23 protein-coding genes and 1 tRNA gene are annotated in these 25,400 nt (G+C 68.3%); 7 read left to right on the top strand and 17 right to left on the bottom strand.

Annotated features, from left to right (window positions below; genetic code table 11):
- Position 1 precedes the first annotated feature (1 nt).
- Together SFB74_RS08070 and SFB74_RS08065 are read right to left on the bottom strand one after the other, a co-directional pair.
- Positions 2-988, bottom strand: a complete 987-nt coding sequence (locus SFB74_RS08070; RefSeq protein ID WP_432730262.1) for a Bug family tripartite tricarboxylate transporter substrate binding protein — start codon at positions 986-988, stop codon at positions 2-4.
- Positions 989-1,029: 41 nt separating this feature from the next.
- Positions 1,030-3,357 carry an acyl-CoA dehydrogenase gene (locus SFB74_RS08065; protein ID WP_432731899.1) on the bottom strand — a complete coding sequence of 776 codons (2,328 nt, stop codon included), beginning with the start codon at positions 3,355-3,357 and terminating at the stop codon, positions 1,030-1,032.
- Between the two features lie 106 nt (positions 3,358-3,463).
- Between SFB74_RS08065 and SFB74_RS08060 the strand changes: the two genes are divergently transcribed.
- Genes SFB74_RS08060 through SFB74_RS08050 form a run of 3 tightly spaced genes read left to right on the top strand, consistent with a single transcriptional unit; the run spans position 3,464 to position 6,795 of the window.
- Entirely contained in the window at positions 3,464-4,249 is a 786-nt protein-coding gene (locus tag SFB74_RS08060; protein ID WP_093205361.1) for a citryl-CoA lyase, read from the top strand.
- 10 nt (positions 4,250-4,259) lie between these two features.
- Entirely contained in the window at positions 4,260-5,423 is a 1,164-nt protein-coding gene (locus tag SFB74_RS08055) for an acyl-CoA dehydrogenase family protein (RefSeq protein WP_093205363.1), read from the top strand.
- A gap of 10 nt (positions 5,424-5,433) precedes the next feature.
- Positions 5,434-6,795, top strand: coding sequence for an MmgE/PrpD family protein (locus SFB74_RS08050; RefSeq protein WP_432730260.1), 1,362 nt, complete (start codon positions 5,434-5,436; stop codon positions 6,793-6,795).
- 30 nt (positions 6,796-6,825) lie between these two features.
- Here the strand turns inward: SFB74_RS08050 and SFB74_RS08045 are convergent, their stop codons facing one another.
- From SFB74_RS08045 to yaaA, 11 genes are all read right to left on the bottom strand, one after another.
- A complete protein-coding gene (locus SFB74_RS08045; RefSeq protein WP_432730259.1) occupies positions 6,826-7,551 on the bottom strand; it encodes an arylmalonate decarboxylase in 726 nt (241 codons plus the stop codon).
- Positions 7,552-7,553: 2 nt separating this feature from the next.
- Complete coding sequence (locus SFB74_RS08040) at positions 7,554-8,561, bottom strand: Bug family tripartite tricarboxylate transporter substrate binding protein (RefSeq protein ID WP_432730258.1); 1,008 nt, start codon at positions 8,559-8,561, stop codon at positions 7,554-7,556.
- A gap of 91 nt (positions 8,562-8,652) precedes the next feature.
- A complete protein-coding gene (locus tag SFB74_RS08035; RefSeq protein WP_432730257.1) occupies positions 8,653-9,807 on the bottom strand; it encodes a mandelate racemase/muconate lactonizing enzyme family protein in 1,155 nt (384 codons plus the stop codon).
- Positions 9,808-9,918: 111 nt separating this feature from the next.
- Entirely contained in the window at positions 9,919-10,806 is an 888-nt protein-coding gene (locus SFB74_RS08030) for a LysR family transcriptional regulator (RefSeq protein WP_432730255.1), read from the bottom strand.
- A 13-nt stretch (positions 10,807-10,819) separates the two neighbouring features.
- Positions 10,820-11,710, bottom strand: a complete 891-nt coding sequence (locus SFB74_RS08025) for a LysR substrate-binding domain-containing protein (protein WP_093205376.1) — start codon at positions 11,708-11,710, stop codon at positions 10,820-10,822.
- A gap of 80 nt (positions 11,711-11,790) precedes the next feature.
- On the bottom strand, positions 11,791-12,696 hold the full coding sequence (locus tag SFB74_RS08020) for an SDR family NAD(P)-dependent oxidoreductase (protein ID WP_432730254.1): 906 nt from the start codon (positions 12,694-12,696) through the stop codon (positions 11,791-11,793).
- A gap of 119 nt (positions 12,697-12,815) precedes the next feature.
- Positions 12,816-13,601, bottom strand: a complete 786-nt coding sequence (locus SFB74_RS08015; protein ID WP_432730253.1) for a DUF4019 domain-containing protein — start codon at positions 13,599-13,601, stop codon at positions 12,816-12,818.
- Between the two features lie 40 nt (positions 13,602-13,641).
- Positions 13,642-14,511 carry an NADPH-dependent 7-cyano-7-deazaguanine reductase QueF gene (gene queF, locus SFB74_RS08010; protein WP_432730252.1) on the bottom strand — a complete coding sequence of 290 codons (870 nt, stop codon included), beginning with the start codon at positions 14,509-14,511 and terminating at the stop codon, positions 13,642-13,644.
- Positions 14,508-15,413 (bottom strand): alpha/beta fold hydrolase, encoded by a 906-nt coding sequence (locus SFB74_RS08005; protein WP_432730251.1) that lies wholly within the window; start codon positions 15,411-15,413, stop codon positions 14,508-14,510. The genes queF and SFB74_RS08005 overlap by 4 nt, the downstream gene beginning before the upstream one ends.
- Before the next feature lie 22 nt (positions 15,414-15,435).
- Entirely contained in the window at positions 15,436-16,278 is an 843-nt protein-coding gene (locus SFB74_RS08000; RefSeq protein WP_432730250.1) for a 2OG-Fe(II) oxygenase, read from the bottom strand.
- Between the two features lie 157 nt (positions 16,279-16,435).
- Positions 16,436-17,221 (bottom strand): peroxide stress protein YaaA, encoded by a 786-nt coding sequence (gene yaaA / locus SFB74_RS07995; protein WP_432731898.1) that lies wholly within the window; start codon positions 17,219-17,221, stop codon positions 16,436-16,438.
- Between the two features lie 107 nt (positions 17,222-17,328).
- Here yaaA and SFB74_RS07990 point away from each other — a divergent pair, with 107 nt between their 5' ends.
- Both SFB74_RS07990 and galU read left to right on the top strand, forming a co-directional pair.
- Positions 17,329-20,208 (top strand): valine--tRNA ligase, encoded by a 2,880-nt coding sequence (locus tag SFB74_RS07990; protein WP_432730249.1) that lies wholly within the window; start codon positions 17,329-17,331, stop codon positions 20,206-20,208.
- Positions 20,209-20,307: 99 nt separating this feature from the next.
- Positions 20,308-21,198 carry a UTP--glucose-1-phosphate uridylyltransferase GalU gene (gene galU / locus SFB74_RS07985; protein ID WP_432730247.1) on the top strand — a complete coding sequence of 297 codons (891 nt, stop codon included), beginning with the start codon at positions 20,308-20,310 and terminating at the stop codon, positions 21,196-21,198.
- Between the two features lie 68 nt (positions 21,199-21,266).
- On the opposite strand, the gene SFB74_RS07980 is transcribed toward galU, so the two are convergent.
- From SFB74_RS07980 to cysM, 3 genes are all read right to left on the bottom strand, one after another.
- Positions 21,267-21,494, bottom strand: coding sequence for a sulfurtransferase TusA family protein (locus tag SFB74_RS07980; protein ID WP_081265854.1), 228 nt, complete (start codon positions 21,492-21,494; stop codon positions 21,267-21,269).
- Positions 21,484-22,059, bottom strand: coding sequence for an NUDIX domain-containing protein (locus SFB74_RS07975; protein WP_019654253.1), 576 nt, complete (start codon positions 22,057-22,059; stop codon positions 21,484-21,486). The genes SFB74_RS07980 and SFB74_RS07975 overlap by 11 nt, the downstream gene beginning before the upstream one ends.
- Before the next feature lie 63 nt (positions 22,060-22,122).
- Positions 22,123-23,025 carry a cysteine synthase CysM gene (gene cysM, locus SFB74_RS07970; RefSeq protein ID WP_432730246.1) on the bottom strand — a complete coding sequence of 301 codons (903 nt, stop codon included), beginning with the start codon at positions 23,023-23,025 and terminating at the stop codon, positions 22,123-22,125.
- A 42-nt stretch (positions 23,026-23,067) separates the two neighbouring features.
- Between cysM and SFB74_RS07965 the strand changes: the two genes are divergently transcribed.
- Positions 23,068-23,152, top strand: a tRNA-Leu gene (locus SFB74_RS07965).
- Positions 23,153-23,276: 124 nt separating this feature from the next.
- Here SFB74_RS07965 and SFB74_RS07960 read toward each other — a convergent pair.
- On the bottom strand, positions 23,277-24,218 hold the full coding sequence (locus SFB74_RS07960) for an SDR family oxidoreductase (RefSeq protein WP_432730245.1): 942 nt from the start codon (positions 24,216-24,218) through the stop codon (positions 23,277-23,279).
- 85 nt (positions 24,219-24,303) lie between these two features.
- Between SFB74_RS07960 and SFB74_RS07955 the strand changes: the two genes are divergently transcribed.
- Positions 24,304-25,368: a CDP-6-deoxy-delta-3,4-glucoseen reductase gene (locus tag SFB74_RS07955; protein WP_432730243.1), complete on the top strand. Its 1,065-nt coding sequence runs from the start codon at positions 24,304-24,306 to the stop codon at positions 25,366-25,368.
- The last annotated feature ends 32 nt before the right edge of the window (positions 25,369-25,400 follow it).

Here is a 25,400-nt window from a genome sequence, read left to right as displayed (position 1 = left end):
CCTATTCCGCCTCGATGCCCTTGGAGGCCGTCGCCCACAGCTGGCGGTCGGCCTTGCCCTTGGTCGCCAGCACCTCGGGCGCGCCCGACCACACGTCGTAGCCCTGCTCGCGTAGGCGGTTCGCGATGTCCTCGCGCGCCAGCATCCTGCGCGCGGCGGCGTTCATGCGCGCGACCACCGCGGGGTCCATGCGCGCCGGGCCGTAGAGGCCGAACCAGCCGCCCACGTCGTAGCCGGGCACGCCCGACTCGACCATGGTCGGCACCTCCGGCAGCATGCGGTTGCGCTGGCGCGAGGTGACGGCCAGCGCGCGCACCTTGCCCGTCTGGATGAAGGGCTTGGAGGTGGCGATGATGTCGAACATCATGGTCACGGTGCCGGCCATCACGTCGGCCAGCGCCGGTGCGCTGCCCTTGTACGGCACGTGCGTGAGCTGCACGCCGGTCATCTTCTCCAGCAGCGCGCCGCTCAGGTGGTTGGAAGCACCCACGCCGGCCGATCCGTAGAACACCTTGCCGGGCCGCGCCTTCGCGTAGGCCAGCAGCTCGGACACGCTGCGCACCGGCACATCGTTGTTGACGACCAGCACGTTGGTGTAGTCCACCAGCGGCGCGATGGGCACCAGGTCCTTCATCGGGTCGAAGGCCATGTGGCGCTGCACGTTGGGGTTGATGGTGATGGTCGGGCTCGCGCCGAAGAAGAGCGTGGCGCCGTCGGGCGCGGCCTTGGCCACCGCGTCGCCGCCCAGCGAGCCGCTGGCGCCGGGGCGGTTGTCCACGATCACCTGCGTGCCCAGTTCCTGGCTCAGTGCCGGGGCCAGCAGGCGCGCCGCCCCATCCACCGGGCCGCCGGCCGAATAGCCCACCACCAGCTTGATGAGCGGCGGCAATGGCTGCTGCGCGAATGCACGATGCGGCAGTGCGCCAAGTGCCGCGCCGCCGGCCAGCGCGGCCATGAGTTGGCGGCGCGAGAAGTGAATCGATGTCATGAGCGTTGTCTCCTGTTTTGAATCTCTTCGACGCCCCTCGCTCACGCGGGCAGGTCGAGCACCTGCCGCGCGAGGATGTTGCGCTGTATCTCGTTGGTGCCGCCATAGATCATTGCGGCCGTGGAGCCGATGAGCGGCGACAGCACGTTGAAGCTCTGCCCGTCGAGCACCTGGTCGCCGGCCACCGCGCCCTGCTCCTCGCCGGCCTCGACCAGCAGCGCGCCGATGCGGTGATAGGTCTCGCTCGCCCAGATCTTCAGCAGCGACACCGAAGCCGGCAGCGGCTTGCCCGCGCGCACGATGTTCGCGAAGCCGGTGTAGGCGGCGCAGAGGTCGAGCACGTCGAGCCGCAGCGCCGCGAAGCGCTGCGCGAACACCGGGTCGGCGAAGAGCCGCCGGGCCTGCGCCAGCCGCGCGAGCTGGCCCAGCGCGTACTGCGACTGCTTGGGGCTGCCCAGGAAGATGCGCTCGAAGCCCAGCAGCGCCTTCGCGATGCTCCAGCCACCGTGCAACCTGCCCACGAGGTTTTCGGCCGGCACGCGCACGTTGTCGAAGAACACCTCGCAGAACTCGGGCTCTCCCGCCAGCGTGTGAATGGGCCGGATGGTGATGCCCGGCGTGCGCAGGTCGCACAGCAGGAAGCTGATGCCCTCCTGCTTGCGCGCGTCCTTGTCGGTGCGCACCAGCATGAAGATGTGGTTGGCGTCCTGCGCGAGCGTGGTCCAGATCTTCTGGCCGTTGACGACGAAATGCTCGCCCTGCGCGTCGCGCGCCGGCATGGCCTCGGTGCGCAGGCCCGCGAGGTCGGAGCCGGCGTTGGGTTCCGAGTAGCCCTGGCACCACACATGTTCGCCGCTGAGGATGCGCGGCAGAAAGCGTTGCTGCTGCTGTGGCGTGCCGTGCTGGATCAGCAGCGGCCCGATCATCACGATGCCCTGGTCGGGCGCACGCGCCACGCCGTACTGCTCCAGTTCCTCGATCCACGCGATGAGCTTGTCGGCTGGCAAGCCCATGCCGCCGTGCGCTTGTGGCCACGCGGGCGCGATCCAGCCCTGCGCCGAGAGCGTGAGATACCACTCGCGCATCTCGCTCCAGCGCGCGCGATGAGAGAGGTATCGCAGTTGCTGCGGATAGCGCTGCTGCAGGAAGGCGCGCACCATGCGGCGGAAGTCGGCCTCGGACATCGAGGACCAATCGGCGGCGCGCGGGAATTCGCCTTCCCATGCGGCGGAGACCGCCACCGTGTCCGCATCGCCACTCAGCGCCGCATGCCTGCGCTGATGCGCGCTCACGTTGCCCAGCCACGCCGAAAGGCACAGCACGCGCTTGTAGAACAGGCTCAGGTCGCACTCCTGCGTGTAGCCGATGGCGCCATGCAGTTGCACGGAAGCGCGCGAGGCCTGCAGCGCGGCGGCGGTGCAGCGCGCGTTGACACGGCTCGCCTCGGCCTCGAGCCGCTGCGCCGGCAGGCCCTGCGCCGCCAGCGCCAGCACCTCGTCCAGCGCGGCCTTCGCCACTTCGAGGTGGATGAACATGTCGACGCAGCGGTGCTGCAGCGCCTGGAAGCTGCCGATGGGCTTGCCGAACTGCGAGCGCGTGCGCAGGTAGGCCAGCGTCTGCGCCAGCATGGCCTGCCCCGCGCCCAGCAGCTCGGCCGACTGCAGGAGCTGGCCGGCCGCGAGCGCATGGCGCAGGGCCTCCTGCGCGGCCGGGCCTTCGGCCAGCACCGCATCGGCCGGCAACGCCACCTGCTCGAAGCGCAGGTTCGAGGCCTGGCTGCCGTCGACCAGCGGCACCGGCGTTTCGATCACGCCTTCGGTGCCGCGCGGCACCCACAGCAGCACTGCATCGTCGTCGCCGCGCGCCGACACCAGCCAGCCGCTGGCCGCTGCGCCGGGCAGAACCATGAGCTTTTCGCCCTGCAGCAGCACGCCGCCCCGGTGCCCGGGCCATGCCTCGCAGCCGCAGGCAAGCGGCACGGCGCTCAGGTCGCCGGCGCTTTCCTGCCAGGCCAGCGCGGGCAGGCTGCGGCCCGCGACCAGTTCGGCGAGCAGCGCGTTCGCACCGGGCGTGCCCAGCCGCGCCAGCAGCAGCGCGCCGAGGCCGGCCACGGCCAGCAGCGGTTCGGGCGCGGCATGCTCGCCCGCCGCGCGGAAGATCTCGGCCGCGCCGTCGAGGCCCAGTGCCAGCCCTTCCGCGGACTCGGGCGCCAGCATGCCGGTCCAACCGAGCCCGGCGATGTCCTGCCAGCCCTCGGCTTCGTCGCCGCCCGGGTGCTCCATTCGCGTGCGCCGCCGCTGGAGCGCACGGCTGCGGGTGAAGTAGTCGAGCGCCGATTCGCGCACCGCCGAAAGTGATTCGAGGTCCATCGCCGCAGCGTGCCCGAAGACCCCGCCGGGCGGCATTTGCATTTGCCGAAGGGAGGGTTTCGCAATCAGAGAGCCGCTGCGCGCGCGTGCGGGCTAGATTCGGCCCATGACCACCAAGATCAAGAAATCCCTGCACACCGAGCTGGGCCACAGCACGCCCGACAGGATCACCGTGCGCGGGCGCGACCTGCCCTCGGAGATCCTCGGCCACCTCAACCTAGGCGACATGGCCTTCCTGGAGCTGACCGGGCGCATCCCGACGCCGCAGGAGTCGGTGACCTTCAACGCCATCGTCGTCACGCTGGTGGAACACGGCGTCACGCCCAGCGCGCTGGCCGCGCGCCTCACCTATGCCGGCGCACCCGAGGCGCTGCAGGCAGCCGTGGCGGCCGGCCTGTGCGGGCTGGGCACGGTGTTCGTCGGCAGCACCGAGGGCGCCGCGAAGATGCTCTACGAGGCGATTCCCTTCGGCGAGAAGCCCTCCCGCCCGCTGGCGGACATGGCCAAGGACATCGTGGCCGACCACCGCGCGCGCAAGCTGATCGTGCCGGGGCTGGGCCATCCACTGCACAAGCCCATCGATCCGCGCACGCCGCGGCTCTTCCAGATCGCGGCGGAGAACGGGCTTTCCACGCACTACGTCGCGCTGATGCAGGCGGTGCAGGAAGAGGCCGAGCGCGTGTCGGGCAAGTCGCTGCCGATCAACGCGACCGGGGCCATCGGCGCCATCGCGGCCGAGTTCGGCTTTCCCTGGAAGATCATCCGCGGCTTCGGCGTGATGGCGCGTGCCATCGGCCTGGTGGGCCACATCCTGGAGGAGATCGACGACCCGATGGCCATCGAGATCTGGCAGCGCGTGGAGAAAGAAGCCGGCGGCCCCCGCCAGGATTGAGCCAAGACCGATGAACAACGCCAACGACAAGAACTTTCCCGACATCCGCGACGCCGTGCGCGACCTGTGCGCGCAGTTTCCCGACGCCTACTTCCGCAAGATCGACGAGGAGCGCGGCTACCCCGCCGACTTCGTCGACGCGCTCACCAAGGCCGGCTGGATGGCCGCGCTGATCCCGCAGGAGTACGGCGGCTCGGGCCTGGGCCTGACCGAGGCCTCGGTCATCATGGAGGAGATCAACCGCTGCGGCGGCAACTCCGGCGCCTGCCATGGCCAGATGTACAACATGGGCACGCTGCTGCGCCACGGCAGCGAGGCGCAGAAGCGCGCCTACCTGCCCAAGATCGCCAACGGCGAGCTGCGCCTGCAGTCCATGGGCGTGACCGAGCCCACCACCGGCACCGACACCACCAAGATCAAGACCACCGCCGTGAAGAAGGGCGACCGCTACGTCGTCAACGGCCAGAAGGTGTGGATCTCGCGCATCCAGCACTCCGACCTGATGATCCTGCTGGCGCGCACCACGCCGCTTTCGGAGGTGAAGAAGAAGTCCGAGGGCATGTCGATCTTCATCGTCGACCTGCGCGAGGCCATCGGCAAGGGGCTGGAGGTTCGACCCATCCTGAACATGGTGAACCACGAGACCAACGAGCTGTTCTTCGAGAACCTGGAAATCCCGGCCGAGAACCTGATCGGCGAGGAAGGCCAGGGCTTCAAGTACATCCTCGACGGGCTCAACGCGGAGCGCACGCTGATCGCGGCCGAGTGCATCGGCGACGGCTACTGGTTCATCGACCGGGTCACGAAGTACACGAAGGAGCGCGTGGTGTTCGGCCGCCCCATCGGCCAGAACCAGGGCGTGCAGTTCCCGATCGCCGAATCGTTCATCGAGGTGGAAGCCGCGAACCTCATGCGCTACGAGGCCTGCCGCCTGTTCGATGCGCACCAGCCCTGCGGCGCGCAGGCCAACATGGCGAAGTACCTCGCGGCCAAGGCGAGCTGGGAGGCGGCCAATGCCTGCCTGCAGTTCCACGGCGGCTTCGGCTTCGCCTGCGAATACGACATCGAGCGCAAGTTCAGGGAGACGCGGCTGTACCAGGTGGCGCCGATCTCGACGAACCTGATCCTGAGCTACGTGGCGGAGCACATGCTCGGCCTCCCTCGTTCGTTCTGAAGGACTTCCCATGAACTCCATCGACCATCCGAGCAAGGTGCTCGCGACTTTCGCGGCCGACCTGAAGTTCGCCGACATCCCCGCCCCCGTGCTGCGCCGCACAGAAGACCTGATGCTCGACTGGCTGGGCTCGGTGCTCGCGGCCCGTACGGCGCGGCCCGTGCGCAGCATCGAGCGCTTCGCGCAGATGATGGGCCCCGCCGAAGGGCCCAGCGAGCTGCTGACCTCGCGGCGCACCACGTCGCCGGTGTTCGCCGCGCTGGTCAACGCGGCGGCCTCGCATTTCGTGGAGCAGGACGACGTGCACAACGGCTCGGTGTTCCACCCGGCCGCGGTCGTCATCGCGCCCGCGCTCGCGGTGGCGCAGAGCATCGGCGCGAGCGGCGCGCAACTCCTCACGGCCGTGGTCGCCGGCTACGAGGTCGGCATCCGCGTCGGCGAGTTTCTCGGCCGCTCGCACTACAAGACGTTCCACACGACAGCGACGGCGGGCACGCTCGCGGCGGCCGCGGCGGTGGGTCGACTGCTTGAACTCACGCCGCAGCAGATGCTGCATGCCTTCGGCTCCGCAGGCACGCAATCGGCCGGCATGTGGGAGTTCTTGCGCGACGCGGCGGATTCCAAGCAGCTGCACTGCGCGCACGCCGCGGCCAGCGGGCTGATGTCGGCCTACCTCGCGCAGGACGGCTTCACGGGCGCCGCGAAGATCCTCGAAGGCGCGCAGGGCCTGGGCGCGGGCATGTCGAGCGACGCCGACCCGGCCAAGCTCACCGACGGCCTGGGCACGCGCTGGACGCTGGCCGAGACCTCCTTCAAGTACCACGCCTCCTGCCGACACACGCACCCCGCCGCCGACGCGCTGCTGCAGGTGATGACGCAGAACAGGCTGAAGCCCGCCGACGTATCGCGCGTGACCACGCACGTGCACCAGGGCGCCATCGACGTGCTGGGCCGCGTGACGGTGCCGGCCACCGTTCACCAGGGCAAGTTCTCGATGGGTACGGTGCTGGGCCTCATCGCCGTGCACGGCCGCGCGGGCCTGGGTGAGTTCGACCGCGACTTCCTCGCGCCCGAGGTCTCGGCCTTCCGCGAGAAGGTGACGATGCAGCTCGACGAGGAGGTCGACACGGCCTACCCCGCGCGCTGGATAGGCAAGGTCAGCGTGCAGACCGCCGACGGCCGCACGCTGCAGGGCCGTGTGGACGAGCCCAAGGGCGACCCCGGCAACAGCCTGAGCCGCGCGGAGATCGAGGACAAGATGCAGCGCCTCGCGCACTACGGCGAAGGCGCTACGGCCGACGAGGCGAAGGCGCTGTGCGAGCGCGTCTGGCAGCTGGCCGACACGCCGCGCGTGGGGCGCTGGCTGGCCTGAGGGCGCTCGGGAGGGCGCTTGGGAGGGTGTTCAGGCCGGCGCGGTCCAGGCGAAGAGCCGCCCGCAGCCCGGCGAGCGCGCATCGAGCCCTGCGGTGCGCGCAAGGTCCCAGAAGCCGGCGGGCGAGCTGGACACCACCGGCACCTGCAGGCGCTCTTCCACCTCGCGCACCGCATCGAGCGTGACCAGCCCGCCGCACGAGATCAGGATGCCGTCGGCTCCCGGCTGCGCCTCGAACACCTTCACGCACAGGTCCACCAGCGCCCTGGTCGGCACCTGGCCCACGGCCTGCACGTCGGAGATCGAAAGGCCTTCGAGCGCCAGGGGCTCGAAGTCGCTCTGCTCCAGGTAGCCGCGCAGCTGCGCATTGACCTCGTCGATGTAGGCCGTGGCCACCGCCACGCGCCGCACCTTCAGGTGGCGCAGCCCGTTGACGATGGCATTGCTCATGGTGGTGCACAGCAGGCCGGTGGCGCGCGCCATCTCGATCTCGAGCTGGCGGTTGAAGGCCGCGCCGCGGAAGAAGCTCAGGGAGGTGCCCATGAGCGAGATCGCGGAAACGCCCTCTTCCTTCTTCAGCTCGACCGCCTTCGCGACCACCGAGTCGATAACGTCGAGGTAGCCGCGCGTGGAAATTTCTCCCAGGCCCAGCCCGCGCGCGCTGAAGCGGATGCGCTCGCCGTACAGCAGCGGCCCGTCCACCGGCACCGCGCCCGCGGCGGGCGGCACGATCAGTCCCAGGTGAGGCTGCGCCATGCTCAGCTCCCCTCGGCGACGATGCGCTGGTCCGCGATGATCTTCTTCCACCGCGAGGTCTCCGCAGCCATGTCCTTGCCGAGCTGGGCCGGCGTGGAATAGGCGCGCAGCGTGCCTTGCGCCGCGGCGGCGGTGCCGGCCTCCGGCGTGTCGAGCACCGACTTCACCGCGGCCGAGAGCTTGTCGACGATGTCGTTCGGCGTGCCGGCCGGCGCCAGCACGAAGATGCGCGGCGCCACGTCGAAGCCGGGCAAGGCGTCGGCCAGCGGCGGCACGTTCTCCGCGCCTTCGAGCTTGGCCGTGTTCATCATCGCCAGCGCGCGCAGCTTGCCCGCCTTGGCCTGCGCCATGCCGGCCGTGGCGCTCACCACGCCCAGGGGAATCTGGCCGCCGATCACGTCGGGCACGATCTGCGCCGCGCCCCTGTAGGGCACGTGCACCACCGGGCTGCCGGTGGCCTGCTTGAGCATCTCGAAGCCCAGGTGCTGCACGGTGCCCACGCCCGAGGTGGCGTACGAGTAGCGCGAGGCGTTGGCCTTGAGCTCCTTCACCAGCTCCGCCGGCGTCTTCGCCGGAAAGTCGTTGCTGGCCACGATCATCAGCGGCGAGATGAAGGCCCCCGCCACCGGCCTGAAGCTGGTGAGCGGGTCGATGGCGATCTTCGGCTGCAGCAGCTTGGCGGCGAGCAAGGCGCTGTCGCCCATCATCAACGTGTAGCCGTCGGGCGGCGCCTTGGCGACGAAGTCGGCCGCGATGAGCCCCGTTGCGCCGGTGCGGTTCTCCACCAGCACCTGCTGGCCCAGCACGTTCGACAGGCGCGTGCCGAGCAGGCGCGCCACCGCATCGACGCCGCCGCCGGCCGAGTAGCCGACGATGAGGCGGATGGGCTTGTCGGGGTATTTCTGGGCCCAGGCCGCTGGCGCCGCGAAGGCGGCCGCGAGGCCCAGGGCAGCCATCGCGCGCAATGCATGGCGGCGCGCGGGTGGTCGAATCGCTTGTCTGGCTTTCATCATGTCTCCGTTGTCTTGGTCGGACGCCGGCCGTCTGTCGCGGCCCGGTCGTGAAGGAAGAAAGTGTCGCCCCTGCGGCGACGCGGGCCGCTCAGGCCTTGCCCTTGCCGTGCGAGGTCGGCAGCTTCGCCAGCTCGCGCACGCGCTCGGCGTTGGGCGCGAAGCCCAGGCCGGGCGTCTCGGGCAGCGTGAGCCAGCCCTGCTCGGGCACCGGCAGGCCGTCGAAGATCTGCTTGAGCATCTGCACCGCGACGTAGTGGTACTCGACCAGCCCGCCGTTCGACACGCCCGCATGCAGGTGCATGTTGTGGAAGGGCCAGGCGCCGCCGTTGTCGATGGGCACGTTGAAGGCCTGCGCCATGCCGGCGATCTTCAGCACCTGCGAGTAGCCGCCCGAGATGGTCACGTTGGGCTGCAGCACGTCGGCCGCCTGGTTCACCAGCAGGTCACGGAAGCGGAAGGCCAGGCCCTCGTTCTGGCCGCAGGCCAGCGGGATGCGGGTGCGCGCGCGCAGCTGGGCCATCTGCCGCACGTCGTTCTGCGTGAGCGGCTCCTCGAAGAAGCTGATGCCGTAGGGCTCGATGCGGTGCGCCAGCTCGGTGGCGTGGAACAGGTCGAGGCCGCAGTTGGCGTCGACGTAAAGCTTGACGTCGGGGCCCACTGCCTCGCGCACGGCGGCGACGCGGCGCGCGTCCTCGGCGATGACTTCATCGAGCGGCCGCGGCTCGTCGCGGCGCGCGAGCGCATGGTTGCCCACCGTCATCTTCAGCCGCTGGAAGCCCTGCGATACCCACAGCTTCGCCGCGGCCGCGAGCTGGTCGCGCTCGAAGAAGCCGAAGCCGAAGGTGGCGTACACCGGCACCTTCGCGCGCGCGCCGCCGAGCAGGCGCCACAGCGGCTGGCCCAGTGCCTTGGCCTTGATGTCCCACAGCGCGATGTCGAGCGCGGCAATCGTGTGGCTGGCGTAGCCGGTCTGGCCTCGCGGCGAGAGGAGCCAGTAGAGCTTTTCCCAGAGGCGCTCGGTGGCCATCGGGTCTTCACCGATCAGCGCCGGGCCGGCCACCTCGCGCACGGCGGCGGCGATGATTTCCTCCTCGGTGATGGCCGTCATGCCGTGGCCGACAAGGCCGGTGTCGGTCTCGATCTCGGTGAGGCACAGCGACAGCGAGGTCTGCTTGTTCATGCCGACCACGTCGATGGTGACGGGAATGTTCAGCGGCGTGGCGCTGACGCGAACGATCTTCAAGTCTGTCTCCTTTGTTGGTGCGCGCATCTTTGCGTGCGAACCGCGGGAGAACAATTCGTTTTTGGCGAGTTCGAGCCTTCGCGCGGCGCGAAGGCTGGCGCGAAAGCACGCTCAGTCGGGCAGGCCCAGGTGCTCCAGCACCGAGCGCGCGGCCACCGTCAGCTCCTGCTGCCTGCGCACGCACAGCAGGTGGCGCCTGTTGGCCCAGGGTGCGTCGAGCTTCAGGCAGCGCAGCTTCAGTATCTGCAGCTGCGGCAGGATGGCCGCGTAGGGCAGCACGCCGATGCCCGCACCCTGCTCCACCATGCGGCAGACCATGTCGAAGCTGCCCACCTGCATGCGCACCTTCAGCGGCACCCGCGCCTCCAGCGCCGCGGCCAGCAGCACGCGGTGCAGCGCCGTGCCTTCGCGCACCACGATGTGGTCATGGCTCAGCACCTCCTCGACGCCGATGCGCCTGCGCCGCGCCAGCGGATGGTCGCGCGCCACCACCACGGCCAGTTCGTCGGTGCGATACGGCAGGCATTCGAGGCCCTCGGCGGGCGTGTTGCCCTCGATCACGCCGATGTCGGCGAGGCCCGCCTGCACAGCCTTCACCACCTCGGTGCTGGCGCGCTCCTGCAGGTCGATCTTCAGCACCGGATGCAGGCGCAGGAAGGAGCCGATCTGCGCCGGAAGAAACTGCGCGATAGTCGATGCATTGGCCGTGATGCTGACCACGCCGGCCACGCCGTTCTGGAAGTCGTCGAGCTCGGCGCCGAGGCGATCCATGGCCGAGAGCACGGCGCGCGCATGCAGCAGCAGCCCGTGCCCCGCCGAGGTGAGCGTGACGCCGCGCGCATGGCGCACCAGCAGCGGCAGCCGCGCACGGGCCTCCAGGTCGGAGATGCGCTTGCTGGCAGCCGCCAGCGCGATGTGGCAGCGCTTGGCGCCCTCGCTGATGCTGCCGTTGTCGGCAACGGCCACGAACAGGCGCAGCGACTTCAGGTCGGCCGACATGGCTGCGGCCTCCTCAACGCGCCGCGAGGTGGTCGAACAACTCGCGCGCCAGGGCGGGCAGCTGCTCGCGGCTGCGCGCGATCAGCTTCAGCTCGCGCTCGGCCCAGGTGTCGCTGAGCGCCACGGTCGAGATGCGCATCGCCATCGACAACCGCTGCGCCGACGACATCGGCAGCACGCCGATGCCCACGCCCGCCTCGATCATCAGGCAGATGGCCTCGAAGCTGCTGACCTGGATGCGCGGATTGAAGCCGCGCCCCGCAAGCTCGGCGCGGCGCTGCAGGAAGCGATGGATGGCGCTGCCGTGGTGCAGGCCCACGTGCTGCTCGTCGAGCGTGTCGGCGAAGGCCACCGATGGCGCTCCGGCAAGGCGATGCGTGGTGGGCACCACCAGCACGAGTTGGTTGCTGCCGAAGGGCCGCGCGTCGAAGTCGCCCGTGTGCACGTCGCCCGCGAGGATGCCGATGTCGGCCTCGCCGTCGGCCACCGCGCGCACGATCTCCTCGCTGAGGTATTCGCGCAAGTCGACCTGCACGGCCGGGTGCTGCGTGAGAAAGCCCGCCAGCTTCTGCGGCAGGTATTCGGTGATCGATGTGGTGTTGGCGAACACCCGCACATGGCCCTTGATGCCCTTGCCGAAGTCCTGCATGTCGCAGCGCAGGTGCTCCATCTGCTGCATCACGCGTTTGGCGTGATAAAGCACAGCCTGCCCCGCCGCAGTGAGGCTCACGCCCTGCGCGCTGCGGTGCAGCAGCTTGCCGCCCACGGCCTCCTCCATCTGCTTGATGCGGGTGGAGGCGGCGGCCAGCGAGATGCAGGCCTTCTCCGCGCCGCGCGTGAGGCTGTGCGCGTCCGCCACGTAGACGAACAGTTTCAGGTCGAACAGGTCGAAGTGCAGGTTCACCGGGCGCCGGTATCAGGGAGAGAACGGAACGCGCATTGTCCGGCGAATGAGGCCGCTCGCCGCCCTCTGCGGGTTTGTCCTCAGACCGGGTCCCAGCTGAACACGTCCGCCGAGCGGTCGAGTTCGAAGAAGCTGGCGCGCATCGCGGGCATGGCGTGCTCGGCGATGCTCTGCGGCGTCCAGCCTTCCGAGCGATGGATGGAACGCACCGGCCGCGGCTGGCTGATGAGCGAGATCTCGTTGTTGCGCACCGAGAAGATCTGCCCGTTGACCGCCGCGGCGGCATCGCTCGCGAGGTACACGGCCAGCGGAGCGACCTTGGCCGGCGTCATCTGCTTGATCTTGTCGACGCGGGCGCGCTGCTCGTCGGTGTCGGTGGGAATCGCGCCGATCATGCGGCTCCAGGCGAAGGGCGCGATGCAGTTGGAGCGCACGTTGAATTTCTGCATGTCCAGCGCGATCGACTTCGACAGCGCCACGATGCCCAGCTTGGCCGCCGCGTAGTTGGCCTGGCCGAAGTTGCCGATGAGGCCCGAGGTCGAGGTCATGTGCACCAGCGCGCCCGACTCCTGCTCCTTGAAGTGCGTGGCGGCGGCGCGGCTCACGTGGTACGCGCCGTACAGGTGCACCTTGAGCACCGAGTCCCACTCGTCCACCGACATCTTGTGGAAGAAGCGGTCGCGCAGGATGCCGGCGTTGTTGACCACCGCGTCGATGCGCCCGAAGCTCTCGACCGCGCATTCGATGATGCGCGCCGCGCTCGCGGCGTCGGCCACGCTGTCGGTGTTGGGCACGGCCTGCCCGCCGGCCGAGCGGATCTCGTCGACCACCTGCTGCGCGGGGCCTGCGCTGCCCCCTCCTCCGTCGAGCGCCGCGCCGATGTCGTTGACCACCACTTTCGCGCCATGCGCCGCCATCGCCAGTGCGATGTCGCGCCCGATGCCGCCGCCCGCGCCGGTGACGACGACCACTTTTCCTTCAACCATGCTTGTCTGCGCTCCAGATGTTCGTTCGCCCGCGGGGTTGCGGGCGAAATCCAGAATGCCACAGGGAGGGGTGGAGCGGGTTTCGGGTTTCCGAAGAGGGGCTTCGGCGGCGCACGCGCTCAGCAGCGGGCGCCAGCCTTGAAAGCCGTCAGTTGCTCTGGCGTCATTCGCTGCTGCGTGGCCTTGCTGATGTAGTTCGCCTCTTCGCGGATGACCTGGAACGAACCATCGGACTGTCCATACCAGACGACATAGCCGCAATGGACATCCATGTTCTGGAACTGGCTCACCAGATCGGCCGCGATGTAGATACCGGGCCGCGGCGCAGACGGTGGATTGTCGTAGCGCGTGATCTTGCGGATGCTGCGGCTTGTGACCGGCCCAGCAACGGCGTTGAATTTTTTCGCGTCGCTGCTCCAGTTTTCTTGCGAGACCGTAGCCTTCATCGAATCGGCAAAAAAGCCATAGGCCTTCGCAAAGTCGCCGGAATCCCTGGCCTTCAGGTATTGGTATGTCAGTGCCTCGACCTGCTTCTGGTCTTCTTCAGGCGTCGATGGCCGCTCCTTTGCGGAGGCAGTCTTCTCGGGTGCGGTAGATCCGCATCGGATTTCCTGTCGAAGCAGCAGTTCGCCGGAGGCCTTTGAAGACGCCTGATCGACGGGCTCCCGGCGCGCAAAGCTGTATTGCCCGAATGCGACCAGGTTTTCGCCGCACAGCTTCTGTGCCGTGGGTTTCAGTTGGGCTTGCCCGGCAGCGATTTCGAGCGGCTCACCCATCCTGAGTGTCAACTCATACGCTGCATTGCCAAGTTGCCTGACGGCCACTTCTTCGCCCGCGATTGCGGGATACGCCGTTGCCACGAAGAGCAATGCGCTGGCGGCTGCGCATGAAAGCACTGAACGCATTTTTTCTTCTTTCTCCGCGAGGGGCCCCCAGGACAACGACTTACTGCCGCGCCGTCCGGATGTTCGGCGGCAGCGCCTGCGGCCAGCTCGTGCGGAACGGGTTGATGTCCAGCCCGCCGCGCCGCGTGTAGCGCGCGTACACCGCGAGCTTGTTCGGCTTGCAGCGGGTCCAGATGTCCGTGAACATGCGCTCGGCGCAGGGCTCGTGGAACTCGTTGTGGTTGCGGAAGCTGATGATGTACGCGAGCAGGCCGGCCTGGTCGATGGGCGGGCCGCTGTAGCGGATCTGCACGCTGCCCCAGTCGGGCTGGCCGGTGACGAGGCAGTTGCTCTTCAGCAGGCGGCTGGTGAGCGCTTCGTTGACGGGCGCCTGCGTGGCGTCGCTGCTCAGCAGCTCTGGCGTGGGCTGGTAGTGGCTGCACTCGATGTCGAGGCGGTCGAGGTCGAGGCCGTCGAGTTCGTGCACCGGCTCGCGGTCGAACATGTCGGGCGCGAGCAGGCTCACGCCGATGGTGGCCTGCTGGTCGCTGCCGCGCCATGCGGCTTCCGACAGGTCGGCGCGCAGGCGCTCGCGCACGGCGTCGACGCTGGCGAACTGGCTGTTGTTGAAGCTGTTGAGATAGAGCTTGAAGCTCTTGCTCTCGATGATGTTGGGCGTCTCGCACGGAATGGTGAAGTGCGCGATGGCCAGCTGCGGCTTGCCGCGCAGGTTGAGCCAGCTCACCTCGAAGGCGGTCCAGAGGTCGGCGCCGAAGAACGGCAGCGCGCCGGTCTTGATGCCCATGGCCTCGCGCTGCGTGGCGCGCGCGATGGGAAAGAGCAGCGTCGGGTCGTAGCGGTCGGCGTAGGCCGAGGCGCGGCCGAGTTGCGACTGCTCGGGCGTGTTGGGGTTGTGCGGATCGTGGCTCATGGTCTTGCTGTGTCTCTGGCATCGGCCGCTTGCGCGAACGGTGCGATGTGGCGGGCGAGGATGTTGCACACCTCGGGCGGCAGGTCGTGGCCCATGCCGGGGATGGAAACGAATTGCGAGCCCGGGATGCGCCGGGCCGTGTCTTCGCCGCAGGCGATGGGCACGAGCGCATCGGCGTCACCGTGCAGCACCAGCGTGGGCGACTGGATGCGCGGCAGTATGCCGGGGCGCTCGTCGTCGGCGCCGATGGCCAGCATCTGCCGCAGCAGTCCGGCCGGGTGGTACGCGCGACGCAGGCCGAAGGTGAGGCGCTCGACCAGCTCCTCGTCGGTCTGCGGATAGGCCGGGCTCTGGATGAGCCGCAGCAGCCGGATGCTGTGCGCGACCAGCGCGGCCTCGTCGCGGCCCGCCGGCCGGCGCATGAGCATGGAGGTGACCTCGCGGCGCGGACCGGGCAGTCCGCGCGCGCCGCTGGAGCTCATGATGCTCACGAGGCTGGTCGTACGCTGCGGCGCGAAGGCCGCGATGCGCTGCGCGATCATGCCGCCCATGGAGGCGCCGACGATGTGGGCCTTGGCTATGCCCAGCGCGTCGAGCACGCCGAGCGAATCGAGGGCCATGTCCTGCAGGGTGTAGGCCGAGCGCACCTTCAGGCCGAGGCGGTGGCGGATGGTTTCCCACACGATGTTGCCGGTGCCGGCGTGGTCGAAGCCCTGGCTCAGGCCGATGTCGCGGTTGTCGTGGCGCACCACGCGAAAGCCCGCGTCCGCCAGCTGCTGCACGAAGGCCGTCGGCCACGCGACGAGCTGCATGCCCAGGCCCATGATGAGCAGGATGACGGGGCGCCCTTCGCCTCCGGTGTCGTCGACTTCGATCTGCAGCCCGTTGGCGGTGACTTTCATCGGGTCCTTGCTTGTTCTTCCGCTACTTGAATTCGCGCTCGCGCAGCCACTTGGTGGCGACCCACTTCTCGCCCGCCAGCACCGGCGCACCGCCGTGCAGGGTGCGGGTGACGGGGTCGGGCCGGTCGTAGCTGAAGAACACGCCGCAGCCGCGCGCCGGGGCCACTTCGAGGCCCACGTCGGGGAAGGTGGTGGCGCCGCCGCCCTCGGGCTCCTGCAGGTACATCACCAGCGTGGCGACGCGCTGGCCGCCGCGCTTCAGGATGGTGGGCGTGCCGGGCTCGTTCGGGTCGAAGTAGTCGTAGTGTGGGCGGTATTGCGCGCCGGGGGCGTAGCGCAGGATCTGCAGGCCCTCGCCGAATTCGAGCGGCCAGCGCAGCAGCGTGGCGATGCGCTGCTCGAGGCGCGCGACGATCTCGTTCTCGCCGCGCTCGAAGAACATGCCGTCGCTGGTTCGGTCGACGTTGAGCACCTCGCCGCCGGTGCGCGTCTCGACGGTGAGCGAGCGCGCGAGCCGCACGCGCGCCGCGGCGATCAGGCCTTCGCACTCCTGCGCCGACAGCAGGTTACCGAAGACCACCACGCGCGGATGCCGCATGGTCTGCAGCACCTGCACGCGGCGGTCGCCGACGTCGATGTAAAGCGGCGCGCCGTCGAGATCGGGCCCGGGCATCTTCGCCTGCACGGCAGGCAGCTCGACTTCCACGTTGGGGAAGCCGGCTTCGAGCTGGGCCAGCGCCACATCGGCGGCGGCGTCATGCCAGCCCGCCGCGCGCATGGAAGCGCGCAGCGCCGGCACCGAATGCCCGGCGGCGAGCTGGGCAACCAGCCACTCGCGCAGTTCCGGACTGATCGCTTGCGACATATCAATTACTCCTCCACGCTGCGGCAAGCCCCGCAACGCATGAAAAAACAGCCACGCCCCATTCCAGGAACACCGCGGAACCGGCTTTGCCGGGCCGCCGGTGTTGCCCCCTGCAAGGGGGTTGGCGAAGCGACACGAAGTGCGCGAAGGCTGGGGGTCAGCCCAGCCTTCTCCTGAATACCAGCCTGTCGGGTTTCGAGACATCTGCGTCGAAACCATAACCCTCGAGGTCGAACTTTTCCAGTGCCTTGGGCGTGGCCGCCTTGTGCTGCACGGCCCAGCGCGCCATCAGGCCGCGGGCGCGCTTGGCGAAGAAGCTCACGATCTTGTACCTGTCGCCCTTCCACTCCTCGAAGACGCATTCGACCACACGGGCCTTGAGCGCCTTCCGGTCCACCGACTTGAAGTACTCGTTGGACGCCACGTTGATGACCACCGGCGTGCGGTCGGCCGCGAGACGCTCGTTCAGGTGCTCCGAGATGCGCGAGCCCCAGAAGGCGTACAGGTCCTTGCCGTGGCGGTTGGCGAGCTGGGTGCCCATCTCGAGGCGGTAGGGCTGCAGCAGGTCGAGCGGGCGCAGCAGGCCGTAGAGGCCGCTGAGGATGCAGACGTGGTCCTGCGCCCAGGCCAATTGGGCCTTGGTGAGGGTGCGGGCGTCGAGGCCGCCGTAGACGTCGCCGTCGAAGGCGAAGGCGGCCTGGCGGGCGTTCTTCGGGGTGCTCTTGCCGGACCAGGCCTCGTAGCGGGCCACGTTCAGGGCCGAGAGCTTGTCCGACAGGCTCATGAGCTCGGAAATCTGCTGGGGCGACTTCTCGCGCAGCAGCTTGATGAGTTCGACCGAGGGGCCGCGGGGCGATTCGAAATGGGGCTGGGTGGCGGGGATTTCGGAGGGGACGGGGGTTTCGTAGTCGAGCGACTTCGCAGGGGAAAGCAGGAACAGCATGCCGGAATTATCAGTGGCGGCCATGACAGGGGGCCGCCCCGGTAAAATCGCCGGCTACCTCCCTGTGTCCCCCAACGGCTCCCCGAAGGGCCGTTCCTGCATTTCCCATGAGCGAACCCACCACCCCTCCCGCCCAGCCTGGACTGGACAGCCTTTCCAAATCGTTCGAGCCCGCCGCCATCGAGGCGCACTGGGGCCCCGAATGGGAGAAGCGCGGCTACGCCAAGGCCGGCTTCAGAGGCACGCAGCAACCCAAGGAAGGCGCCGAATCGTTCGCGATCCAGCTGCCGCCGCCCAACGTGACGGGCACGCTGCACATGGGCCATGCGTTCAACCAGACGATCATGGACAGCCTCGCGCGGTACCACCGCATGAAGGGCGACAACACGCTGTGGGTGCCCGGCACCGACCACGCCGGCATCGCGACGCAGATCGTGGTGGAGCGCCAGCTGCAGGAGCAGAAGATCGGCCGCCACGACCTGGGCCGCAAGAACTTCGTGGCGCGCGTGTGGGAGTGGAAGGAAAAATCGGGCAACACCATCACCCAGCAGATGCGCCGTATGGGCGACACGGTGGACTGGAGCCGCGAGTACTTCACGATGGACGACGACCTCTCCAAGGTCGTGACGCACACCTTCGTGAAACTGTATGAAGAGGGCCTGATCTACCGCGGCAAGCGCCTGGGCAACTGGGACCCGGTGCTCAAGACCTCGGTGAGCGACCTCGAGGTCGAGAGCGAAGAAGAAGACGGCTCGCTCTGGCACATCGCCTACCCGCTCGAAGACGGCAGCGGCACGCTGACCGTGGCCACCACCCGGCCCGAGACCATGCTCGGCGACACGGCCGTGATGGTCCACCCCGAGGACGAGCGCTACAGGCACCTCATCGGCAAGCGCGTGAAGCTGCCGCTGGTGGACCGGCTGATCCCGATCATTGCCGACGACTACGTCGACAAGGAGTTCGGCACCGGCGTGGTGAAGGTCACGCCCGCGCACGACTACAACGACTACGCAGTCGGCCAGCGCCACAAGCTCGAGATGATCGGCGTGCTGACGCTTGACGCGACCATCAACGGCAACGCGCCCGAAAAGTACCGCGGACTCGACCGCTTCGTGGCGCGCAAGGCCATCGTGGCCGACCTCGACGCGCTGGGTCTGCTGGTCGAGGTGAAGAAGCACAAGCTGATGGTGCCGCGCTGCGCGCGCTCGGGCGCCATCGTCGAGCCCATGCTCACCGACCAGTGGTACGTGGCCATGACGCGCCCCGGCGCCGACGGCCAGTCGATCGCGCAGAAGGCCATCGACGTGGTGAAGTCGGGCGAGGTGCGCTTCGTGCCCGAGAACTGGGTCAACACCTACAACCACTGGATGGAGAACATCCAGGACTGGACCATCTCGCGCCAGCTCTGGTGGGGCCACCAGATTCCGGCCTGGTACGACGAGGAAGGCAACGTGTACGTGGCGGAAGACGAAGCCGCCGCCCAGGCCAAGGCGCCCGGCAAGAAGCTGACGCGCGACGAGGACGTGCTCGACACCTGGTACTCGTCGGCGCTGGTGCCCTTCTCTTCGCTGGGCTGGCCCGAAAAGACGCAGGACCTCGACCTGTATCTGCCCTCGACCGTGCTGGTGACCGGCTACGACATCATCTTCTTCTGGGTCGCCCGGATGATCATGATGACCAAGCACTTCATCGGCAAGGTGCCGTTCAAGCACGTGTACATCCACGGCCTGGTGCGCGACGCGCAGGGCAAGAAGATGAGCAAGTCGGAAGGCAACGTGCTCGACCCGGTGGACCTGATCGACGGCATCGAGCTGCCCGCGCTGCTCGACAAGCGCACGCAGGGCCTGCGCAAGCCCGAGACGGCGCCTGCGGTGCGCAAGAACACGCAAAAGGAGTTTCCGGACGGCATCCCGGCCTTCGGCGCCGACGCGCTTCGTTTCACTTTTGCCTCGCTCGCCTCGCTGGGCCGCAGCATCAACTTCGACTCGAAGCGCTGCGAGGGCTATCGCAACTTCTGCAACAAGCTGTGGAACGCCACGCGCTTCGTGCTGATGAACTGCGAAGGTCAAGACTGCGGCCTGCTGGAGCACACGAAGGAAGAGTGCAAGGTCGGCGGACCGGCGCACGGCTACCTGAAGTTCAGCCGCGCCGACTACTGGATCGTGTCGAAGCTGCAGCGCGTGGAGGCCGAGGTGGCCCAGGGCTTCGAGGAATACCGCCTCGACAACGTGGCCACCGCGATCTACCAGTTCGCCTGGGACGAGTTCTGCGACTGGTACCTCGAAATTGCCAAGGTGCAGATCCAGACCGGCGACGACGCGCAGAAACGCGCCACGCGCCGCACGCTCATCCGCGTGCTCGAGACGCTGCTGCGCCTGGCGCACCCCGTCATTCCGTTCATCACGGAAGAGCTGTGGCAGAAGGTGTCGAAGGTTGCAGGACGTGAGGGCGAGTCGATCATGATCGCCGCCTATCCGAAGAGCCAGCCCGAGAAGATCGACGAGGCGGCCGAGGCGTACGTGGCGCGGCTGAAGGCACTGGTGGATGCGTGCCGTACGCTGCGTGGCGAGATGAACGTTTCGCCAGCCACGCGCCTGCCGCTCTACGCGGTGGCCGACGATGCCGAAGGCGCGGCCTTCGTGCGCGAATCGGCGCCGGTGCTGCAGGCACTTGCCAAGCTCAAGGAAGTGAAGGTCTTCGACGACGAAGCCTCGTGGTCGGCTGCTGCCGAAGCCGCGCCTGTCGCCGTGGTGGGCGCCGCGCGCCTGTGCCTGCACATGGAGATCGACAAGGCTGCGGAGAAAGTTCGCATCGGCAAGGAAGTCGCACGCGTCGAAGGCGAAATCGCCAAGGTGCACTCGAAGCTGGGTAACGAAGCGTTTGTCGCGAAGGCCCCTCCGGCCGTGATCGAGCAGGAACGTAAACGTCTGGCTGACTTCACGGCCACTCTGGAACGTTTGCGCGACCAGCTTGTACGCCTCGGCTGACAGACTCGGGGTTTCGAAGGCGTTTAGGATGCTCGGAGCGGCTACGCGCCGTTCCGCATCCTGCCATCCCCCTCTTTGACGAAAGACGCTGAACCGCCCATGTCCACATCCGCGACCCGCATCCGCAAGGCCGTATTTCCCGTTGCAGGCTTCGGCACCCGCTTCCTGCCGGCCACCAAGGCGCAACCCAAGGAAATGCTGCCGGTGGTCGACAAGCCGCTGATCCAGTACGCCGTCGAAGAGGCGTACGCAGCCGGTATCCGCGACATGATCTTCGTGACCGGCCGCAACAAGCGCGCCATCGAAGACCACTACGACACCGCCTACGAACTAGAGAGCCAGCTCGAGGCCAGCGGCAAGACCGCGCTGCTGAACATCGCGCGCTCGGTCATGCCCGACGACATGACCTGCTCGTATGTGCGCCAGCCGCGCATGCTGGGCCTGGGCCATGCGGTGCTGTGCGCCGAGCACCTGGTCGGCAACGAACCCTTCGCCGTGCTGCTGGCGGACGACCTGATGGTCGGCCCCGAAGGCGGCCAGCCCGTGCTGGCGCAGATGACCGAAGCCTTCGGCCGTCTCGGCGGCTCGCTGCTGGCGGTGCAGGAAGTGCCGCTCGCGCACGTCAAGCGCTACGGCATCGTGGCCGGCGACGCGATCGAGGAAGGCCTGGTGAAGGTCAGCCGCATGGTCGAGAAGCCGAAGCCCGAAGAGGCGCCTTCGCGCCTGGGCGTGGCCGGCCGCTACATCCTCACGCCGGGCGTGTTCGACGAGATCCGCAACCAGCCCAAGGGCGCGGGCGGCGAGATCCAGCTCACCGACGGCATCGCGGCGCTGATGAAGAAGGAATCGGTCTACGCGTACTCGTACAAGGGCATCCGCTACGACTGCGGCAGCAAGGAAGGCTTCCTGCAGGCATCGGTGGAACTGGCCCTGGCGCACCCGGAAGTGGGCGCGGATTTCCGCGAGTACCTCAAGAGCCTGAAGCTGTAACCGCCGCTTCGAGCACACGCAGAAAGGGCCGCAACAGCGGCCCTTTTTCTTTCTCGTCGCCGTTGTTCTCAGCGGCGCTTCAGCACGTGGATGAAGTCGGTGCCGACGGTTTCCTGCTCCATCAGCTCGTTGCCGGTCTGGCGCGCGAAGGCCTGGAAGTCGCGGATCGAGCCCGGGTCGGTCGACACCACCTTCAGCAGCTGGCCGCTCGTCATCTCGTTGAGCGATTTCTTCGCCTTGAGGATGGGCAGCGGGCAGTTCAGCCCGCGCGTGTCGAGCTCGCGATCAACTTGCATTGCCTGGCTCCGGCGGCAGGTTCAGGCCGCGGCGGCGCTCCTCGTTTTCCGCGGCGGTGAAGAACACCGGCTCATGGCCGCGCGTGCGCAACCAGTCGGCCAGAGCGTAGCCCGTGCCGGCGGGCCAGCACTTGAGGTCGGGCAGGTCGTAGAGGCGGTAGTCGACCAGTTCGGGCGAGAGCTTCACCTCGCCGTCGGCCACCACGTGGTAGGCGATGATGACCTGGTTCATGCGCTGGAAGTCGTAGGCGCCGACGATCTTCGTGGCGCTCACGTCGAGGTTGGTTTCTTCCTTCACCTCGCGCGCGATGCCTTCCTCGGGTGTCTCGCCGGCCTCCATGAAGCCGGTGATGAGCGCGAACATCTTGCCCGGCCACGCTGCATTGCGCGCCAGCAGGACCTGGCCGCGGTACTCGACGATGGCGGCGAGCACCGGCGTCGGGTTGTTCCAGTGCGTGTGGCCGCAGTTGGGGCAGCGCAGGCGCTCCTTGGGGCCGCCGTCTTCCATCAGCGCGATCCACTCGAGCGGCGTGGCACAGACCTGGCAGAACTTGGGATGGGGCATGGGGTCTCTTTTCTTTCTTGTCTTGTCGCGGCCCGGCGGGCAGCCAGGCATTCGGGCCGATGCCTATGCGGGGAAGACCCCGGTCGACAGGTAGCGGTCGCCGCGGTCGCAGACCACGAACACGATGGTCGCGTTCTCGACCGTCTTCGACACCTCGAGCGCGGCCCACAACGCACCGGCCGCCGAGATGCCGCCGAAGATGCCTTCCTCGCGCGCGAGGCGACGGCACATTTCCTCCGCATCGCTCTGGCTCACGCTGATTTCTTCGTCGACGCGGCTCGGATCGAAGATCTTCGGCAGGTACTCGGCAGGCCACTTGCGGATGCCCGGAATGCGCGAGCCCTCGGCCGGCTGAGCACCGATGATGCGGATGGCGGGGTTCTTTTCCTTCAGGAAGCGCGAGACGCCGGTGATGGTGCCGGTGGTGCCCATCGCGCTCACGAAGTGCGTGACCTTGCCCTTGGTGTCGGCCCAGATCTCGGGGCCGGTGGTCTCGTAGTGGATGCGCGGGTTGTCGGGGTTGGCGAACTGGTCGAGCACGCGGCCCTTGCCCTGGGTCACCATCTGTTCGGCGAGATCTCGCGCGTACTCCATGCCGCCGCTCTTGGGCGTGAGCACGAGCTCGGCGCCGAATGCCTTCATGGTCTGCGCGCGCTCCACGGAGAGGTCCTCCGGCATGATGAGCACCATGCGGTAGCCCTTGATGGCCGCGGCCATCGCGAGCGCGATGCCGGTGTTGCCGGAGGTGGCTTCGATCAGGGTGTCGCCGGGCTTGATTTCGCCGCGCTCCTCGGCGCGCCGGATCATCGAGAGGGCCGGCCGGTCCTTCACCGAACCGGCGGGATTGTTGCCTTCGAGCTTGCCGAGAATCACGTTGCCGCGCCTGGCGTTTTCTGCTGCATTGATGCGTTGCAGCGCGACCAGAGGGGTCTTGCCGATGGCGTCTTCGATCGTCGGATAGTTCATGCCAGCCACTGTGCCATAATTTTGGGCTTCGTTCAGAACCCTGCCCGGGTGGTGAAATTGGTAGACGCAGGGGACTCAAAATCCCCCGCCGCAAGGCGTGCCGGTTCGATTCCGGCCCCGGGCACCACAAGCTGGCTCTCCCCCAGGCTTCGCGCACTTCGTGTCGCTGCGCCAACCCCCTTCCGGGGGCGACACCGGTAGACCGGCGCAGCCGGATCCACGGTGTCCCTGGAATGGGCCCCTCCCCTGCCTTATCTTGACCCGGTCTGTTCTTGCAGGCCGGTGTGTACCGTCGGGTGCGCCAGCCGCACCCGCAGCTCGCGCTTCAGCCGCGTGTTGTCCAGCCGGCGCGACTCCCCCATGAAGCTCAGCAGCTGCAGCGGAAGCTGCCGCTCGGCCTCGCCGCGGGCCACGCGCGGCGGGCGGGGCATGCCGTAGAGGTCGGCGGCCAGGTCGATGTAGTCGCCCATGCGCAGCTCGGTGTCGTCCGAGGCGTGCACGACGCGCTGGGGCTTGCCTCGGAACAGCGCGGCGATGCAGGCGCGTGCGAGGTCGTCGGCGTGGATGTGGCTGGTGTAGACGTCGTCCTCCTGCCGCAGGACGGGCGTGCCGCGCTGCAGGCGGGCGCGGGGGGTGCCGTTCTCGCGGTCGGGGGCGTAGATGCCCGGGATGCGCAGGATGCTGGCGCGCACGCCCGCGCTGCGACCCAGCCAGCGCACTGCCCGTTCGGCGTCCACGCGGCGATGGGAGCGCGGCGTGTCGGGGCGCACGGTGCGGGTTTCGTCGATGCGGGCGCCGCCGCAGTCGCCGTAGACGCCGCTGGTCGAGCCGTAGACGAAGGCCGAGGGCAAGGACCGCAGCCGTAGGGCCCGCGCCAGTACCGTGGTGCGCTGGTCGCGCCACCAGACGGCGCCGCCGTCGCGGGCAGGCGGCGCGAGGTGCAGCACCCGCGTGGCGATGCCCGCGAGCCGGCGCAGGGTGGCCGGGTCGTCCAGATTGCCCACCAGCGGGCGTATTCCGGCCGTACGCAAGGCTCCCACGCGCTCGGCCGATGAAGTGAGCGCCACCAGCTGCATGCGGCCGCGCAGGTCGCGCACCACGCGCTGGCCTACGTCGCCGCAACCGACGATCAGCAGGCGTTCTCGCCGGAACCGCGCTGGCAGCGCGCCGGAGGGGCTATTGATTGAAGGCAAAATCCTGTTCCCGTCTTCCCAATTCAGTTCCAGCTCCCCTGGCCGCAGGCGGCCCGGAAGGAGCGTTACCCCTCGAAGAATACCGATGACTGTCACGGCGCCGCACGAAGCGGGCTTTTCCATCACCGTCGAACCCAGCGGGCGCCATTTCGTGGTCCAGGGCGACGAAACCATCCTTGCGGCCGGCATCCGCCAGGGCATCGGCCTGCCCTACGGCTGCAAGGACGGCGCCTGCGGCTCGTGCAAGTGCAAGAAGCTCTCGGGCGAGGTCACCCTCGGCCCGCACCAGAGCAAGGCCCTGAGCGCCGAGGAGCAGCTCGCCGGCTACGTCCTGACCTGCTGCGCCCACCCAACGAGCGACGTGGTGCTCGAATCGCGCCAGGTCACCGAGGCCGGCGCGCTGCCGATCCGCAAGATGCCGGTGCGGGTGATGGCCCTCACGCGCCAGTCGCACGACGTGATGCTGGTGCGCCTGCAGCTGCCGGCCGGCGAGCCGCTGCAGTTCTACGCGGGCCAGTACGTCGAGTTCATCCTGCGCGACGGCGCGCGGCGCAGCTACTCGATGGCCAATGCGCCGCACACCGTGGGCCAGCCCGGCACGGGAATCGAGCTGCACCTGCGGCACCTGCCCGGCGGCAAGTTCACCGACCACGTGTTCGGCGCGATGAAGGAAAAGGAAATCCTGCGCATCGAAGGCCCCTTCGGCAGCTTCTTCCTGCGCGAGGACTCCGACAAGCCGATGATCCTGCTGGCCTCCGGCACCGGCTTCGCGCCGATCAAGGCGCTGCTGGAGCACATGCAGTTCAAGGGCATCGACCGCCCCGCCACGCTGTACTGGGGCGGTCGCCGCCCCGAAGACCTGTACATGGACGGCTGGCTGCGCGAGCAGATGGCGCAGATGCCGAACCTGCGCTACGTGCCAGTGGTCTCCAACGCCACGCCCGAGGACAACTGGACCGGCCGCACCGGCTTCGTCCACAAGGCCGTGCTCGAAGACTTCGCCGACCTCTCGGGCCATCAGGTGTATGCCTGCGGCGCGCCCATCGTGGTCGACTCGGCCAAGCGCGACTACGTGGCGCTGGCGGGCCTGCCGGAAGAAGAATTCTTCGCCGACGCATTCACCACGGAGGCGGACAAGGCCCTTCCCTGAGATTTCCCCGACTCCTCGACGATCCCTGAGAA

This window comes from Variovorax xiamenensis (assembly GCF_050916385.1).
Classification (GTDB): Bacteria; Pseudomonadota; Gammaproteobacteria; order Burkholderiales; family Burkholderiaceae_C; genus Variovorax.
Note: the sequence above shows the minus strand (reverse complement) of the source record. Positions and strands in the feature narration are given on the sequence as shown.

Excerpts from the sequence above, each read along its gene's own strand:
- SFB74_RS08070 (WP_432730262.1), bottom strand. The coding sequence starts at position 988 with ATGACATCGATTCACTTCTCGCGCCGCCAACTCATGGCCGCGCTGGCC.
- SFB74_RS08065 (WP_432731899.1), bottom strand. The coding sequence starts at position 3,357 with ATGGACCTCGAATCACTTTCGGCGGTGCGCGAATCGGCGCTCGACTAC.
- SFB74_RS08060 (WP_093205361.1), top strand. The coding sequence starts at position 3,464 with ATGACCACCAAGATCAAGAAATCCCTGCACACCGAGCTGGGCCACAGC.
- SFB74_RS08055 (WP_093205363.1), top strand. The coding sequence starts at position 4,260 with ATGAACAACGCCAACGACAAGAACTTTCCCGACATCCGCGACGCCGTG.
- SFB74_RS08050 (WP_432730260.1), top strand. The coding sequence starts at position 5,434 with ATGAACTCCATCGACCATCCGAGCAAGGTGCTCGCGACTTTCGCGGCC.
- SFB74_RS08045 (WP_432730259.1), bottom strand. The coding sequence starts at position 7,551 with ATGGCGCAGCCTCACCTGGGACTGATCGTGCCGCCCGCCGCGGGCGCG.
- SFB74_RS08040 (WP_432730258.1), bottom strand. The coding sequence starts at position 8,561 with ATGAAAGCCAGACAAGCGATTCGACCACCCGCGCGCCGCCATGCATTG.
- SFB74_RS08030 (WP_432730255.1), bottom strand. The coding sequence starts at position 10,806 with ATGTCGGCCGACCTGAAGTCGCTGCGCCTGTTCGTGGCCGTTGCCGAC.
- SFB74_RS08020 (WP_432730254.1), bottom strand. The coding sequence starts at position 12,696 with ATGGTTGAAGGAAAAGTGGTCGTCGTCACCGGCGCGGGCGGCGGCATC.
- SFB74_RS08015 (WP_432730253.1), bottom strand. The coding sequence starts at position 13,601 with ATGCGTTCAGTGCTTTCATGCGCAGCCGCCAGCGCATTGCTCTTCGTG.
- queF (WP_432730252.1), bottom strand. The coding sequence starts at position 14,511 with ATGAGCCACGATCCGCACAACCCCAACACGCCCGAGCAGTCGCAACTC.
- SFB74_RS08005 (WP_432730251.1), bottom strand. The coding sequence starts at position 15,413 with ATGAAAGTCACCGCCAACGGGCTGCAGATCGAAGTCGACGACACCGGA.
- SFB74_RS08000 (WP_432730250.1), bottom strand. The coding sequence starts at position 16,278 with ATGTCGCAAGCGATCAGTCCGGAACTGCGCGAGTGGCTGGTTGCCCAG.
- yaaA (WP_432731898.1), bottom strand. The coding sequence starts at position 17,221 with ATGCTGTTCCTGCTTTCCCCTGCGAAGTCGCTCGACTACGAAACCCCC.
- SFB74_RS07990 (WP_432730249.1), top strand. The coding sequence starts at position 17,329 with ATGAGCGAACCCACCACCCCTCCCGCCCAGCCTGGACTGGACAGCCTT.
- galU (WP_432730247.1), top strand. The coding sequence starts at position 20,308 with ATGTCCACATCCGCGACCCGCATCCGCAAGGCCGTATTTCCCGTTGCA.
- SFB74_RS07980 (WP_081265854.1), bottom strand. The coding sequence starts at position 21,494 with ATGCAAGTTGATCGCGAGCTCGACACGCGCGGGCTGAACTGCCCGCTG.
- SFB74_RS07975 (WP_019654253.1), bottom strand. The coding sequence starts at position 22,059 with ATGCCCCATCCCAAGTTCTGCCAGGTCTGTGCCACGCCGCTCGAGTGG.
- cysM (WP_432730246.1), bottom strand. The coding sequence starts at position 23,025 with ATGAACTATCCGACGATCGAAGACGCCATCGGCAAGACCCCTCTGGTC.
- SFB74_RS07955 (WP_432730243.1), top strand. The coding sequence starts at position 24,304 with ATGACTGTCACGGCGCCGCACGAAGCGGGCTTTTCCATCACCGTCGAA.